Annotated in this window: 13 protein-coding genes; 5 read left to right on the forward strand and 8 right to left on the reverse strand. The window is 69.5% G+C overall.

All coding sequences use genetic code 11. The features are described from left to right. The first annotated feature begins 28 nt into the window (after window positions 1-28). The 3 genes from ROA7023_RS04445 to ROA7023_RS04455 are packed head-to-tail and all read left to right on the forward strand — an operon-like array spanning window position 29 to window position 2,904. Window positions 29-1,159 (forward strand): TauD/TfdA family dioxygenase, encoded by a 1,131-nt coding sequence (locus tag ROA7023_RS04445; RefSeq protein ID WP_085877814.1) that lies wholly within the window; start codon window positions 29-31, stop codon window positions 1,157-1,159. Beyond that, window positions 1,156-1,896 (forward strand): class II aldolase/adducin family protein, encoded by a 741-nt coding sequence (locus ROA7023_RS04450; RefSeq protein WP_085877815.1) that lies wholly within the window; start codon window positions 1,156-1,158, stop codon window positions 1,894-1,896. Before ROA7023_RS04445 ends, ROA7023_RS04450 begins: the two co-directional genes overlap by 4 nt. Window positions 1,897-1,944: 48 nt before the next feature. Continuing rightward, window positions 1,945-2,904, forward strand: a complete 960-nt coding sequence (locus ROA7023_RS04455; protein WP_085877816.1) for an NAD(P)-dependent oxidoreductase — start codon at window positions 1,945-1,947, stop codon at window positions 2,902-2,904. Between the two features lie 5 nt (window positions 2,905-2,909). Here the strand turns inward: ROA7023_RS04455 and ROA7023_RS04460 are convergent, their stop codons facing one another. Genes ROA7023_RS04460 through ROA7023_RS04470 form a run of 4 tightly spaced genes read right to left on the reverse strand, consistent with a single transcriptional unit; the run spans window position 2,910 to window position 6,506 of the window. Continuing rightward, the gene (locus ROA7023_RS04460) at window positions 2,910-3,740 is read right to left on the reverse strand and encodes a PPC domain-containing DNA-binding protein (protein WP_085877817.1); all 831 of its coding nucleotides are present in this window, start codon (window positions 3,738-3,740) and stop codon (window positions 2,910-2,912) included. Next, window positions 3,737-3,943, reverse strand: a complete 207-nt coding sequence (locus tag ROA7023_RS25545) for a hypothetical protein (protein ID WP_306372474.1) — start codon at window positions 3,941-3,943, stop codon at window positions 3,737-3,739. Before ROA7023_RS25545 ends, ROA7023_RS04460 begins: the two co-directional genes overlap by 4 nt. Then, window positions 3,892-5,340 carry an AMP-binding protein gene (locus tag ROA7023_RS04465; protein WP_306372475.1) on the reverse strand — a complete coding sequence of 483 codons (1,449 nt, stop codon included), beginning with the start codon at window positions 5,338-5,340 and terminating at the stop codon, window positions 3,892-3,894. Before ROA7023_RS04465 ends, ROA7023_RS25545 begins: the two co-directional genes overlap by 52 nt. Continuing rightward, on the reverse strand, window positions 5,337-6,506 hold the full coding sequence (locus ROA7023_RS04470; RefSeq protein WP_085877818.1) for a thiolase domain-containing protein: 1,170 nt from the start codon (window positions 6,504-6,506) through the stop codon (window positions 5,337-5,339). Before ROA7023_RS04470 ends, ROA7023_RS04465 begins: the two co-directional genes overlap by 4 nt. A 205-nt stretch (window positions 6,507-6,711) precedes the next feature. Here ROA7023_RS04470 and ROA7023_RS04475 point away from each other — a divergent pair, with 205 nt between their 5' ends. Together ROA7023_RS04475 and ptsP are read left to right on the forward strand one after the other, a co-directional pair. Continuing rightward, a complete protein-coding gene (locus ROA7023_RS04475) occupies window positions 6,712-7,950 on the forward strand; it encodes an aspartate kinase (protein ID WP_085877819.1) in 1,239 nt (412 codons plus the stop codon). 179 nt (window positions 7,951-8,129) lie between these two features. Further along, the gene (gene ptsP, locus ROA7023_RS04480; RefSeq protein ID WP_085877820.1) at window positions 8,130-10,382 is read left to right on the forward strand and encodes a phosphoenolpyruvate--protein phosphotransferase; all 2,253 of its coding nucleotides are present in this window, start codon (window positions 8,130-8,132) and stop codon (window positions 10,380-10,382) included. Window positions 10,383-10,397: 15 nt separating this feature from the next. Here ptsP and ROA7023_RS04485 read toward each other — a convergent pair whose 3' ends face one another. The 4 genes from ROA7023_RS04485 to ROA7023_RS04500 are packed head-to-tail and all read right to left on the reverse strand — an operon-like array spanning window position 10,398 to window position 14,573. Continuing rightward, window positions 10,398-10,937 carry a sarcosine oxidase subunit gamma gene (locus ROA7023_RS04485; RefSeq protein ID WP_085877821.1) on the reverse strand — a complete coding sequence of 180 codons (540 nt, stop codon included), beginning with the start codon at window positions 10,935-10,937 and terminating at the stop codon, window positions 10,398-10,400. Further along, entirely contained in the window at window positions 10,930-13,857 is a 2,928-nt protein-coding gene (locus ROA7023_RS04490) for a sarcosine oxidase subunit alpha family protein (RefSeq protein WP_085877822.1), read from the reverse strand. The genes ROA7023_RS04485 and ROA7023_RS04490 overlap by 8 nt, the downstream gene beginning before the upstream one ends. Next, on the reverse strand, window positions 13,854-14,105 hold the full coding sequence (locus ROA7023_RS04495; protein ID WP_085877823.1) for a sarcosine oxidase subunit delta: 252 nt from the start codon (window positions 14,103-14,105) through the stop codon (window positions 13,854-13,856). Before ROA7023_RS04495 ends, ROA7023_RS04490 begins: the two co-directional genes overlap by 4 nt. A 6-nt stretch (window positions 14,106-14,111) precedes the next feature. Then, window positions 14,112-14,573 carry a hypothetical protein gene (locus ROA7023_RS04500; protein WP_085877824.1) on the reverse strand — a complete coding sequence of 154 codons (462 nt, stop codon included), beginning with the start codon at window positions 14,571-14,573 and terminating at the stop codon, window positions 14,112-14,114. Between the last annotated feature and the right edge of the window lie 3 nt (window positions 14,574-14,576).

Raw genomic sequence — 14,576 nt, forward strand, 5'->3', positions numbered from 1 at the left:
ACACGACCGGGTTTTGCAGGAGGCTCCGATGGACGGCGTTCAGCTCGAAACACTCATGCTGGAGGGCGCGGGGCTGCGGCTGACCCTGCCCGGCGGAATGCAGGGATACTTCAATTACTGCTGGTTGCGCGACAATTGCCCGACCTCTTTCGATGCCGAAACCCGCGAGCGCAGCTTCGACATCTTCCACCTCCAAACCCCGCCCGTGCCCGCGGATGCCTGGATCGAAGAGCAGAGCCTCGTCATCGACTGGCAGGGCGAGGATCACGTCTCGCGGCACAGGCTCGACTTTCTTGCCGCTTATGCAATGGGCCGGCGGCGCCCCGACCCGGCGGCCCTGCCCCGCAGGCCCTGGTACAGCGATCACTACCCGGCCCTCACCCGCGTGTCGCACCCGCGCCTGAAGGACAGCCCCGAGGAACGCCGCCGCTGGATGGAGGCGCTGCTGGTCGAGGGCGTCGCCATCGTCACCGACATGCCCGACACCGACGCCGCGCTGACAGAGACCGCGCTGCTCATCGGCCAGATCCGCCCGACGTTCTTCGGCCCCTATTTCGACGTGCGCACCCATATCAAGCCGACCAACCTCGCCTATACCGCCAAGGCGCTGGAGATGCATACCGACGTGCCCACCGAGGACGCCGCGCCCGGCGTGCAATACCTGCACTGCCGGGCCAACAGCGTGCAGGGCGGCATGAACCTCTTTGCCGACGGCACGGCGGCGGCCAACGATCTGCGCCGCGCCGATCCCGAGGCCTTCCGACTGCTGGTCGAAACCGACGTGCCCTATTACAAGGAGCATGACGGATGTGACATGCGCGCCCGCCAGCGGGTGATCGAGCTGGACGAGCACGCAGAGGTCTCCGGCGTCACGATCAGCCAGCACATGGCCGACATCTTCGACATGCCCCAACGCGATCTCGATGCCTTCTACCCGGCCTTCGTCCGGTTCGGCAGGATGTTGCAGGACAGCAGGTACGTCATGCGCTTCTCGCTGCGGGCGGGCGAATGCATCACCTTCGACAATCACCGCGTGGTCCATGGCCGCGAAGCCTATTCCGCCACCAGCGGAGAGCGCTATCTGCGCGGCACCTATACCGACCGGGGCGAGCTGCGCAGCGCCTGGCGGGCGATGACCACCGAGGGCCGGTTCAAATGAAGGACGTGGTCACCGACATGGACACCCTGCGCATGGATCTTGCAGCGGCCTTCCGGCTGACGGCGCGGTTCGGCTGGCACGAATCGGTGGGCAACCATTTCAGCGCCGCCGTCTCGGCGGACGGGCGGCAGTTCCTGATGAACCCGAAATGGCAACATTTCGCGACAATCCGCGCTTCGGACCTGCTGGTGCTGGACGCCGACGACCCCTCGGTGATGGCGGGCCCGGACGCGCCCGACGCCTCGGCCTGGACCATCCACGGCGCACTGCACCGGGCGCGGCCGGATGTCCGCGTGGTGCTGCATTGCCACCCGCCCCACGCCACGGCGCTGGCGACGCTCAGGGACCCGCGCATGCCGCCCATCGACATGAACACCGCCCGCTTCTTCGGCGATCTGGCCATCGACCCTGAATGCGGTGGCATCGCCGACGACGCCGCGGAGGGGGCCCATGTCGTCCGGGCGCTGGGCCGGTGCTCGACGCTGCTGATGGCCAACCACGGCGTCACCTGCACCGGCGAGAGCGTGGCCCAGGCCTTCGAGCAGCTCTATTTCTTCGAAAAGGCCGCGCAGACCGTGCTGCTGGCCCATGCCTCCGGCAAGCCGCTCGCGGTCATGTCCGACGCGGTGGCCGCAAACACGGCCCGGGGCTGGAAGGCCTATGCCGGCATGGCCGACGCTCATTTCGCGCATCTCAAGTCAGAGCTGGACCAGAGCGACGCCAGCTACCGCGACTAGGCGCGGCATGGCCGGGCGGATCGCGCCCCTCACCTGAAAGGACACCACATGAAGGTCGGCTTCATCGGACTGGGCAATGTCGGCGGCAAGCTTGCCGGCAGCCTGCTGCGCAACGGCATCGACCTTGTGGTGCATGACCTCGACCCCGCGCTGGTGACGGCCTTCACCGGCCGCGGGGCAGAGGCGGGGGCGGACCCCGCGGCAATGATGCGGGCCTGCGACGTGGTCATCACCTGCCTGCCCAACCCCGCCGCCTCTGCCGCCGTGGTCGAGGCCATGCTGCCGGCCGTCCGCCCGGGCAAGACCTGGGTCGAGATGTCGACCACCGATGCCGACGAGATCATCCGCCTTGGCGCCGAGATACACGCCCGAGGCGGCCGCGCGGTGGAATGCCCGGTCTCGGGCGGGTGCCATCGCGCGGAGACCGGCAACATCTCGATCTTCGCCGGCGGCGACCGGGCGGGGGTGGAGCATGTGATGCCCCTGCTCACCCGGCTCGGGCGCCGGATCCTGCACACCGGCCCCCTGGGCACGGCCTCCAAGCTCAAGGTGATGACCAATTATCTCGCCAATGCCAACCTGCTGGCGCTCTGCGAGGCGCTGGTGACGATGAAGGCCGCCGGCCTCGACATGGCGACCACTTACGAGGCGATCCGCATCAGCTCCGGCACCTCCTTCGTCCACGAGACGGAAAGCCAGCTGATCCTGTCGGGCTCGCGGAACGTGAACTTCACGATGGACCTGATCCAGAAGGACATCGGCCTCTTTCAGAAGCTGGCCGACGACCATGGCGTCCCGCTGGAAATCTCTCCGCTGATGATCTCGATCATGACCGACGGCCAACGTCGCTATGGCACAAGGGCACAGTCCGACCGGATCATCGAACGGCTCGATGAGGCGACGGGCCTCGCGGTGCTGGCCCCCGGCTTTCCGCTGGAACTGGTCGATGACGAGCCCGAGGAACAGGGATACGAAGTGCACGCCGCCCGCCCCGCGGCCGCCGAATAGGCGGATCAGCCGGCGCGGATCACCATCACCTCGAAGGTCACGCAGACCGCGCCGCCGCCCGGGGCCACAGAGCCGCGAAACTGGCCGTCGTCCGGGTCCACGCAATGCATCGGCAAATGCAGGGCGCGGTCCCAGCCTGCGCCCGGCAGGATCAGCACCTCGGAGATCGGAGAGGCCATGGGGCCGGCGTCGGTAAATGTCGCGCCGATCAGGCTGCCGATGCCCAGGATCTCGGCCCGTGCGAAGCCCGCATCCTCGATGATCGAACACAATGCGCCATGGATGTCCTCGTGCGGGGCGATCCGCGCGATCAGTGCGTCGCCGCCGGCCCGCCCGCCCCGCGCGTGAAAGATCGGAAACAGGGTCTCGGGGTCCTGCGCCACCATGAGTCCGCCGCCGTCGAACGCCAGCAAGGTTACCGCCGCCTTCCGCGCCAGCGTCACCCCGTCGGGCAGAAGGTGGCCGCAGATTGTCCGGCCCTCCGCATTCCAGACCGCGTGGGCATGGAGCCACCATGCGCCGTCGCGCCGCCCGACGATCGCGGTGCCATGGTTCACTAGCCCTGCGCGGCCCTCGAACGTTTCCGAATACCAGGCGGCATGACTGCCGTCGTCCGACGGCCCCGGCATGACATATCGGTAGGGTCCGATCTCGACCCCGTCGAGACAGATGACACCGGCATCGGCCCCGGCGGCGTCCATGGCCTCGGCCACGGCATCCAGCAGGACGGCCCCGGCAGGCAGCACGATGGACAGCCGGCGCAGATCGCCCCGCGCCACGCTGATCCGCTCGGGCACCTCCGGGCCGGGGTGGCGCAGGCGGTCGCGGCTGGTCATGCGCCGGTCTCCGGCCAGAGGCCCCTGGCCTTCAGTTCATCGCGGACCAGCTTCTTGGTCACCTTGCCGTAGCCGGTGCGCGGCATCTCCTCAAGGAAGACGTAGCGGTGGGGCAGCTTGTAGCGGGCGAGCTTGCCCTCCAGCATCGCGGTCAGCGCCTCGGGAGAGACGGCGGCGCCGGGCAGGCAGACGCAGACCGCCACCCCGACCTCGCCCCAGCGGGGATGCGGGCCCCCAGCACGGCTACCTCGCCCAGCGCGGGATGGGTCAGCAACAGCTCTTCGATCTCGCGCGGATAGACGTTGGAGCCGCCCGAGATATACATGTCGGACGCCCGCCCGGTGATGTAGAGATAGCCCTCGGCATCCATGTGACCCAGGTCGCCGGTCCGGAACCAGCCATCGCGGAACGCGGCCGCGTTGGCCGCATCGTCCCCATCGTAGCCGGCGCAGACCGCCGGGCCCGCGACGCAGATCTCGCCGGTCTGCAGCGGCGCCAGCGCCGCGCCGGCCGCGTCCTGGATGCTGACCTGCATCCCCGTCCGCTCGAACCCGCAGGTGCCGATGAGGGCGGCGGGGGTGTCCTCCGGGTGGTGGTCCTCGCGCGGCAGGACGGTGATCGCCCCGGTCACCTCGCCCAGTCCGAAATACTGGACCAGCACCGGCCCCAGCTTGCGCAGGGCGTGCTTCTGATCCTCGCGGTACATCGGCGCCCCGGCGTAGATCACGAAGCGCAGGCTGGAATGGTCATGGGTATCGACGGCCGGATCCTCCGTCAGCATCTTCACGATCGTGGGCACGGTGAACATGTTGGTCACCCGGTGCCGCGCCACAAGTTCCCAGGCCACGGCGGGATCGAGCGGGCCCGGCGGCATCAGGACAGAGGCCGCCCCCGCCGCCATGTTCACCAGCTGGTGCAGCCCCGCGCCGTGGGACAGGGGGGCGACGACCAGGCTGATGTCCGCGGGGCCGGTGCCGGGCATCAGGTCATGCAGGTGGTTGAGGACCACGAAGCTCAGCTGGCCATGGGTCAGCACCACCGCCTTCGGCCGCCCGGTGGAGCCGGAGGTGAAGAACAGCCAGGCCGGGGTGTCGCGGTCCACATCGGCGTCCGAGACCCGAGCGCCCGTATGGTCCGCGACCGCCGCCTCGTAGTCCGCGCCGAAGCCGCCGCCGATGGCGATGACATGGCGCATCCCAGGCGCCGCGGCGGTGCAGGCGGCGGCGTGCGCGGCCCCGGAGGCGTCGCAGATCATCAGCGTCACGTCGGCTTTTTGCGCGAGATAGGCAACCTCGTCCGGGCTCTGGCGCACATTCGCCGGCACCCAGACCGCGCCCATCCGCCAGCAGGCCAGCATGACCTCGATCATCTGCGGGCCGTTCTGCGCGTGCACCAGCACCCGGTCGCCCGGTCCCAGGCCGAACCGGTCGCGCAGCGCCGCGGCGAGGGCGTTGACCCGGTCGTCCAAGGCGCTCCAGCTCAGCACCTCCGTGCCCCGGATGACAGCCGCCCGCGCACCCAGCCGCCGGGCGTTGCGGGTGAGGAAATAGGCCAGGTTCACCGACCGCGTGGACCAGGGCAGGCGCGGATCGCGGGTCATGCCACGCGCTCCAGGATCGAGACGTAATTGGCCACCGCCGCGCCCCCCATGTTGAACACCCCGGCCAGCGCCACGTCGGGCAATTGCATCGCCCCCGCCTCGGCGGTCAGCTGCATCGCGGCCATCACATGCTGCGACACACCAGTCGCGCCCAGCGGATGGCCCTTCGCCTTCAGCCCGCCCGACGGGTTGACCGGCAGCCGGCCGTCGCGGGCCGTGACCCCGTCGCGAATAACCCGGGCGCCCTGCCCGCGCGGCGCGAGCCCCATGGCCTCGTATTCCAGAAGCTCTGCGATGGTGAAGCAATCGTGGGTCTCGACCAGGTCCAGATCGTCCAGCGTCACCCGCGCCTCGGCCAGGGCGCCGGCCCAGGCGGCGCGGGCTCCGGCGAATTCGGTCGGGTCCCGGCGCGAGAGGGCAAGCGCATCGTTGGCCTGCCGGCGGGCGCGAAAGCGGATCGCCCTCCGCATCCCCGAGGCAACCTCGGGCGCGGCCAGCACCAGCGCCGCCGCGCCATCGGAGATCAGGGCGCAATCGGTGCGCCGCAATGGCCCCGCGACGATCGGGTTGCGGTCGCTCACCGTGTCGCAGAAGGCCAGATCGAGCGCCTTTTGCATGTGCCCGAACGGGTTGAGCATCCCGTTGGCATGGTTCTTGGCCGCGATCATCGCAAGCGCCGTCGACTGGTCGCCGTGCCGCTGAAAGTAGCGATCCGCGATCCCGCCGAAGATCCCGGCGAAACCGCCCGCCACGTCCCCCTCCTCCGCGCGGTAGGCGGCGGAGAGCATGATCTCCCCGGCCCGCGGGGTCGGTGTGCGGGTCATGGCCTCGGCCCCCACGACGAGGGCGATCGTTCCCCGCCCCGCGGCGATGAAATCCATCGCCGCATGGAGCGCGGCCGATCCCGTGGCGCAGGCGTTCTCCACTCGCGTCGCGGGCACCCCCGCCAGCGCCGGAAGGCCCATGCCCACGAGCGCGGCCTCGAACGCCTGCGGTGAGAAGCCGTTGTTGAAGACCCCGACATAGATCCCGTCGACATCTTCCGCCCCGATCCCGGCATGGAGCAGGGCGTCGGGCACGACGCCCGCGATCAACGGCTCCAGCCCCGGGGCCTCGGCCCGGCCGAATTTGCCATGGGCCCAGCCCACGATCAGCGGATCTGCCATTGCGCCTCCCCTCTGCCGCGTGTCCGTCCCGACTCGCGTCGCAGGGTCCACAATCGGCGGGACCGGGCCCGAAGGAAAGATGCCACGCGCCCCCGGCGGGCACCTGCGCCACGCTCGGCCTGCATGCATCGCGCATCTCATCCTCCGCCTTGCAGAAGACCGCGCCGCGCAATAAGAGCGCAGCCGATCGAGGGCGCGAGGGACAATGCCCATACTGGTGATGAAATTCGGCGGCACGAGCGTCGCGACGCTGGACCGCATCCGGCGCGCGGCCAAGCGCGTGGGTGTCGAGGTGGCCAAGGGCTATGACGTGATCGTCATCGTCTCGGCCATGTCCGGCAAGACCAACGAGCTGGTGGGCTGGGTCGGTGAGACCTCGCCGCTCTACGACGCCCGGGAATACGACGCGGTCGTCAGCTCCGGCGAGAACGTCACCGCGGGCCTCATGGCGCTGACCTTGCAGGAAATGGACGTGCCGGCGCGCAGCTGGCAGGGCTGGCAGGTGCCGCTGAGGACCAATTCGGCCCACGGCTCGGCCCGGATCGACGAGATCCCGCCCGAGAACATCCTGCGCAAGTTCGGCGAGGGCATGCGCGTGGCCGTGGTCGCGGGCTTTCAGGGCGTAAGCCCCGAAGGCCGGATCACGACCCTGGGGCGCGGCGGGTCGGACACCACCGCCGTCGCCTTTGCCGCCGCCTTCGACGCGGAACGCTGCGACATCTACACCGATGTCGACGGCGTCTACACCACCGACCCGCGCATCTGCGACAAGGCCCGCAAGCTTGACCGCATCGCCTTCGAAGAGATGCTGGAGCTTGCATCGCTGGGCGCCAAGGTCCTGCAGACCCGGTCGGTCGAGCTGGCCATGCGCTACAAGGTCAGGCTGCGGGTGCTGTCCAGTTTCGAGGAACAGAGCGACGAGGCCGGAACCCTCGTCTGCGCGGAGGAGGATATCGTGGAAAGCAATGTTGTCGCCGGGGTCGCCTACAGCCGCGACGAAGCCAAGATGACGCTGATCTCCGTGGCCGACCGGCCCGGCATCGCCGCCGCCATCTTCGGCCCGCTGGCCGATGCGGGCGTGAACGTGGACATGATCGTGCAGAACATCTCGGAGGACGGGCGCACGGACATGACGTTCTCCTGTCCCGTGGACCAGGTGCCGCGCGCCGAGAAGGCGATGGAGGATGCCAAGGCCGGCGGCGAGATCAACTACCACGACCTCGTGGCCGATACCGGCGTCTGCAAGGTGTCGGTGGTCGGCATCGGCATGCGCTCTCACGCGGGGGTGGCCGCGCAGATGTTTCAGGCGCTGAAGAACGAGAACATCAACATCAAGGTCATCACCACGTCCGAGATCAAGATCTCCGTGCTGATCGACCGCCGCTACATGGAGCTTGCGGTGCAGGCGCTGCACGACAGCTTCGGGCTGGACAAGGCGGCCTGATCGCGGACGGGTCCGCAGCCGGGCCCGGAACTTCCGCGCAGCGGCGCACTTGTCGTCACGACCGCTCAGAAACAGCGCATTCGATGCGTGTTTCGTCAGGGCGACCCGGCGATCTTCGTTTCATTTCGAAGGCACGTGGCCTATAGAGTCAAATCGGGCGAACCGAGGAGAGAGCCAGCATGGCGGTCGAGTTCGAAAGCGAAAGCCGCAAGCTTCTCGGGCGGTTGCGCGACGTCATGGCCGAGGATGCCGCGGGCCAGACCCGGCTGGACAAGATCGTTCAACTGATCGCCACCTCGATGAGCACCGAGGTCTGTTCGATCTACCTGTTCCGCGACACCGAAACGCTGGAGCTTTGCGCCACCGAGGGGCTGGAGGCCGAGGCCGTCCACCAGACCCGGATGCGCCTGGGCGAGGGCCTGGTCGGCCGCGTGGCCAAGTCCAAACGCCAGATCAACACCGCCGACGCGCCCAACGAGCGCGGCTTCCGCTACATGCCCGAGACCGGCGAGGAACGGTATTCCTCGTTCTGCGGCATCCCGATCCAGCGGCTGGGCGAGGCGCTGGGCGTGCTGGTCGTGCAGTCGAAGGCCGCCCGCCAGTTCACCCCCGACGAGGTCTATGCGCTCGAGGTCGTGGCGATGGTCATCGCCGAGATGACCGAGCTGGGCGCGTTTGTCGGCGAGGGGGCCGCGCTCTCTGCCCGGCACCAGCAGCCGGTGATGATTCGCGGCCTGATCGGCCAGGAGGGCGCGGTCGAGGGCCATGTCTTCCTGCACGAGCCCCGCGTGACCGTGACCAACCCGGTCAGCGACGATCCGGTCGCCGAACAGGCCCGCATGACGGACGCGATCGAGCGTCTGCGCGTCTCGGTCGACGATCTTCTGGAAAACAGCCAGGCGGTGGACGCCGAGCAGAAACAGGTGTTCGAATCCTACCGCATGTTCGCCAATTCGCGGTCCTGGCTGCGGCGGATGGAGGCCGACATCGCCAACGGCCTGACCGCCGAGGCCGCCGTCGAGAAAGAGCAATCGCTTGCCCGGACGCGCATGGGCCAGGCAACGGACCCCTATCTGCGCGAGCGTCTGCACGATCTCGACGATCTGTCGAACCGGCTGCTGCGGATCCTGACAGGCCAGGGCCAGGAGACCGGCGCCGAAATGCCCGAGGACCCGGTCCTTGTGGCGCGCAACATCGGGCCGGGCGAGTTGCTGGAATACGGCAAGCGCATCCGGGGCATCGTGCTCGAAGAGGGCTCGGTCGGCAGCCATGCCACCATCGTGGCCCGCGCCTGGGCCATCCCGCTGGTGATCCGGGCCGGCAAGATCACGACCGAGGCGCTGAACGGCGATCCGATCCTGGTGGACGGCGACCAGGGCATCGTGCACCTGCGTCCCGACGACGTGGTGCAGAATGCCTTCCGCGACAAGATCGCCATGAAGGCCCGCGCCCAGGAACGCTATTCCTCGATCCGCGAACAGCCCGCCAAGGCGCTTTGCGGCTCCGTGGTGGGGCTGCACATGAACGCCGGGCTGATGGCCGATCTGCCGTCGCTGGGCTCCTCGGGGGCCGAGGGCGTGGGCCTGTTCCGGACCGAGCTGCAGTTCCTGATCCGCAACCAGATGCCCCGGCGCGGAGAGCTTTCGGCGCTCTACTCCCGGGTGATGGACGCGGCCCAGGGCAAGCGCGTGGCCTTCCGGACGCTGGATATCGGCTCGGACAAGGTGCTGCCCTACATGAAGCCCAACGACGAGCCGAACCCCGCCCTGGGCTGGCGCGCCATCCGCGTGGGTCTGGACAAGCCCGGGGTGTTGCGGATGCAGGTGCAGGCGCTGATCCGGGCCGCCGCGGGCCGGCCTCTGACGGTGATGTTCCCCTTCGTGGCGCAGATGGAAGAATTCCGCGCCGCGCGCTGTGAATTCGAAAAGGCGCTGGAGCGCGAAAAGGTCCTTGGCCACCCGATGCCCGAGACGGTCGAGGTCGGCGCGATGCTCGAGACGCCCTCGCTCGGCTTTGCGCCGGATGTCTTCTACGACGAGGTGGATTTCCTCTCGATCGGCGGCAACGACCTGAAACAGTTCTTCTTCGCCGCAGACCGCGAGAACGAGCGGGTGCGCAGGCGCTACGACACGCTCAACGTCTCGTTCCTGCGCTTTCTGCGGCAGGTCATCGACCGCTGCGAGGCCCACAACACGCCGCTGAGCTTTTGCGGCGAGGATGCCGGGCGGCCTGTCGAGGCCTTGTGCCTCGCGGCCATGGGCTTTCGCGCCCTGTCCATGCGCCCGGCCTCCATCGGGCCGGTCAAGCACCTGATCCTGCGCTGCAATCTCGACGAGGTGCGCACGGTGATCGAGGAGGCGGCGGCGCGCGGCGATCAATCGGTGCGGGCGGCGGTGGTCGCCTATCTCGCCGATGTGGGCTGGGCGACCTGACCGGCGGCGAGGCGATCAGCCCCGCGCCGCGACCCCTGTCGCCGCCTCGGACAGCTCGTGCACCAGGGTCCGCGCCATCGACCGGAAGACGATGATCTCGAACGCCTCCTCGTCCGTGCGGGTGACGCTGGCGGTCATGTGGCCCACCATGGTCCGGGCCGTGGCGCCCACGGCGAAGGCGCCCGGGTGCAGGTCCACCGGCACCAGGCGCATCAGCACCTCCCGCGCGTCGGGCCCGGTGACCGAGACCACGGCCCAGCCGTCGGACTGGTCCGTCACCGCGGCCTGATCGAGGGCGGGTGGCGCGGCCCCGAGCAAAAGGGCCTGCCCCGGACCGACGGACAGCATCCGCGCCGCGCCCTTCCGGGTCGTCGCCTGCGGCCCTGGCATCTCGAGGCCGAGCGCCTTGGACAGCGCCGCGTCCGTCGCCGCCTGCCCGCCGCGAAACGGCGCGATCAAATGGATCGGCCCTGCGTCAACCTCGGCCAGGGCCAGATTCCCGACCGTCAGCGGCAAAAGCCCCGCGCAGGGTGTCAGCGCGATCAGATCAACCACGGGCCCGTCCTCCCTCGGGGTCAAAGGCCACGGGGCCGGTTACCTCGCAGAGCGTCTCGACCCCGCGCATATGGTCCACCAGCCGGATCGTCTCGCCATGACGCGCCCGCCCGCTCGCGAGAAACCCGAGCGCCAGCGTCGTGCCAAGCGTCGGCGAATGGGCGGTCGAGGTGACGTAGCCGTGCGAGTTCCCGCGCACCGCCGGGGCCGTCTTTTCGAACAGATGCGCTCCGGCGGGTAACGGGGCGCCGGCCTCGACCGGCCTCAGCCCCACCAGTTGCTGGCGGGAGTCCTCAAGCAGGCCCGCGCGGCCGGCGGCGGCGCGGCCCACGAAATCCTTCTTCTTCGACAGCATCCCGCCCAGGCCCATATCGAAGGCCGTCGTCCGGCCGTGCAGCTCGGCATGGGTCAACAAACCCTTCTCGATCCGCAGCACGTTGAGCGCCTCCATCCCGTAGGCGCCGCCGCCCAACACCTCTGCCTGCGCCACCAGCAGCCGCCACAGCGCGGCCCCGTATCTTGCCGGAACAGCCACCTCGTAGGCATGTTCGCCCGAGAAAGAGATCCGGAACAGCCGCCCCGACACGCCCGTGACGGAGACCGGACCGCAGGCCATGAAGGGGAACGCCTCCGGGTCGACGGGCGCGTCCAGCAGGCTGTCCAGAAGCTCCCGCGACTTTGGCCCGGCCACGGCAAACTGCGCCCAATGCTCGGTGACGGAGGCGATCTGCACGTCCATCTCCGGCCGCAGCACCTGCGCCACGTAATCCAGGTGCCGCATGACCAGCCCCGCGGCGGCGGTGGTGGTCGTCATCAGGTAATGGCCCTCGCCCAGGCAGGCAGTGGTGCCGTCGTCCATCACATGCCCGTCCTCGCGAAGCATCAGACCATAGCGCACTCGCCCAGGCTTCAGCTTCGAAAAGGTGTTGGCATAGACGAAATCCAGAAACGCGCCCGCATCAGGGCCCTTGATGTCGATCTTGCCCAGGGTCGACACGTCGCAGACCCCGACCGCCCCGCGCACCATGCCGACCTCGCGGTCGCAGGCCTCGCGCCAGGTCGCCTCGCCCGCCCGCGGGAAGTAGCTCGGCCGATACCAGAGCCCGGCCTCGATCATCGGTGCGCCCCGTTCCACGCTGGCCGCGTGCGAGGTGGTGAACCGCTGCGGGGCAAAGCCCTTGCCCTGCGCCCCCGCCCCCAGCGCGGCGATTGAGACCGGCGAGAACGGCGGGCGGAACGTGGTCGTCCCGGTCTCGGCGATCCCCCGCCCGGTCGCGTCGGCCAGCACCGCAAGCGCCGCGACGTTGGAATTCTTGCCTTGGTCGGTGGCCATGCCTTGCGTCGTATAGCGCTTCATGTGCTCGACCGAGCGAAAGTTCTCGGCGGCGGCCTGCACCACGTCCTTGACCGTCACGTCGTTCTGGAAATCCAGCCAGGCGCGGCCCTTTCCCGGCACCTGCCACAGCGCGGCGAGGCGGTAGGGATCGTCCTCCGTATCCGGCAGATCGATCTTGGGCGCGGCGAGGCCCAGCGCCTCCAGCGCCGAGGCCGCCTGCGCCACGCCGTCGGCGAGGCAGCCGGCGGTCGAGAATACGCCCCGCGCCGCCCCCGCAACCGCCAGCCCGGGCACCGCGCCGTCGGCGGGCAGGAACGCCTGCGTCTCGGGATCCCAGACCGGTCGGGCACCGAGGTGGCAGGTCAGGTGCACCGAGGGGTTCCAGCCCCCGGACATCGCCAGGCAATCGGTGCGGATGTCCCGGACGCCGCCCGCATGCGCGATGGAGATCGACGTCAGCCCCAGCCGCCCGCGCGTGCCGACCACCCGGCCCTGCCGGTAGACCGGGTAATCCCGGCTGTCGGGCGCGGTGTCCCGACTGTCGATCACGCCCGCGACCTTGATCCCGGCGGCGACCATGTCCCGCGCGGTGCGGTGCGCGTCGTCGTTGTTGGCAAAGAGCGTCACCGATTGCCCGGCCGCCACGCCCCAACGGTTCAGGTAGCCGCGCACCGCCGAGGCGGTCATCACCCCGGGCCGATCGTTGTCCTTGAAGGCCACCGGCCGCTCTATCGCGCCAGCACACAGGACCGCCCGTTTCGCCACGATCCGCCAGAAGCATTCGAGCGGCAATCGCGGATCGGCCGCGCGGTGCAGGCCCACCCGCTCCAGCGCCCCGTAGGTCCCCTGGTCATAGACGCCGGTCACCGTGGTGCGCGGCATCAGCGTGACGTTCGGCAGGCTCGCCAGCTCGTCCAGAACGCCGGAGGCCCAGACATGGGCCGGGCCCGCGCAGATCTCGAAACGTTCGGACAGGCAGCGCCCGCCCATCCGCGCGTCCTCGTCCGCGAGGATCACCCGGGCGCCGGACCGACCGGCCGTCAGCGCGGCCATCAGCCCCGCCGGCCCGGCGCCGATCACGAGCAGGTCGCAGTAGGCAAAGGCCCTCTCATAGCGGTCGGGGTTATGTGCGCCCGACAGACCGCCAAGGCCCGCGGCCCGCCGGATGATTGGCTCGTAGACCCTTTCCCAGAAGGCCCGGGGCCACATGAAAGTCTTGTAGTAGAAACCTGCACCAAGGAACCGCCACGCCAGGTCGTTGACCGCCATCACATCGGCCCGCAGCGACGGCCAGGCGTTCTGGCTTCGGGCCTCGAGCCCGTCCCAGACCTCCTGCACCGTGGCCCGCACGTTCGGCGTCGCCCCTGCCCCGTCGCCGGTGGTGACCAGCGCGTTTGGCTCTTCGGATCCCGCTGTCAGTATCCCGCGCGGGCGGTGATACTTGAACGACCGGCCCACCAGGCGGATGTCGTTGGCCAGAAGTGCCGCGGCCAGCGGCTCGCCCTCCCGGCCCTCGAAGCTCTGGCCGTCGAACCGGAACCGGGCCGCCGCGCCCGCGTGGATGCCGAAACCCGCGACTCTCACGCGCCGGCCTCCCGCGCCGCGATGCCGCCCGTCACCGCATGGCTGACCGTGTCGCGGGTGACTACGACCCAGGTCCCGCAGGGGTTGTGATACCAACGGTCACGGGTCTCGCCCGCCGGGTTGTCGCGCAGGTGGAGGTAGCTGTCCCAGTCGGGCGACCAGTCGCCCTCGGGCTGCGCGAGGGCCGCGCCCTGATAGGTGAACTCCCGCAGGTCACGGGTCCCGCAATGGGGGCAGGGTATGCGCATGCAGCCTCAGCCGGAGCAGGAATTCAACGACACGTCGGCCAGATCGACCCCGTCCGAGCCCTGGAACCGCACCCGCAGGGTATTGCCCAGATCGAAGAAGGTCTGCGCGGTGTCATCGGCGCAGAATCCGCTGCGCAGCGCATCCGTGAAGAGGGGGCCGACCTCGGCCCGTTCGTCCTCGGTCAGCCCGGCACCGGCGATGGGAACGCCGAAATCAGCGACCACGTTGGGCCCCTCGGCCTGCGCCCCCAGGACCTGCACCCCGCCTTCGATGGCCTGCCCGACCTGCGTGTTGAGCTTTGCCGCCACCGCCGTGGCGACCTGGCCGGCGGTATCCGGCGCGGGGGCCGACGCCTGGGTCACGCGCGGGGCCGGGCCCATCGTCCCGGCCGCCTGATTGCAGCCCGCCAGGGCCAGTGCCGCCAGCGGCAGCCCGAGAAGAGCGTTGCGGTAAAGCCGGTGCGTCATGGG

It is taken from the genome of Roseisalinus antarcticus (genome assembly GCF_900172355.1).
Classification (GTDB): Bacteria; Pseudomonadota; Alphaproteobacteria; order Rhodobacterales; family Rhodobacteraceae; genus Oceanicola; species Oceanicola antarcticus_A.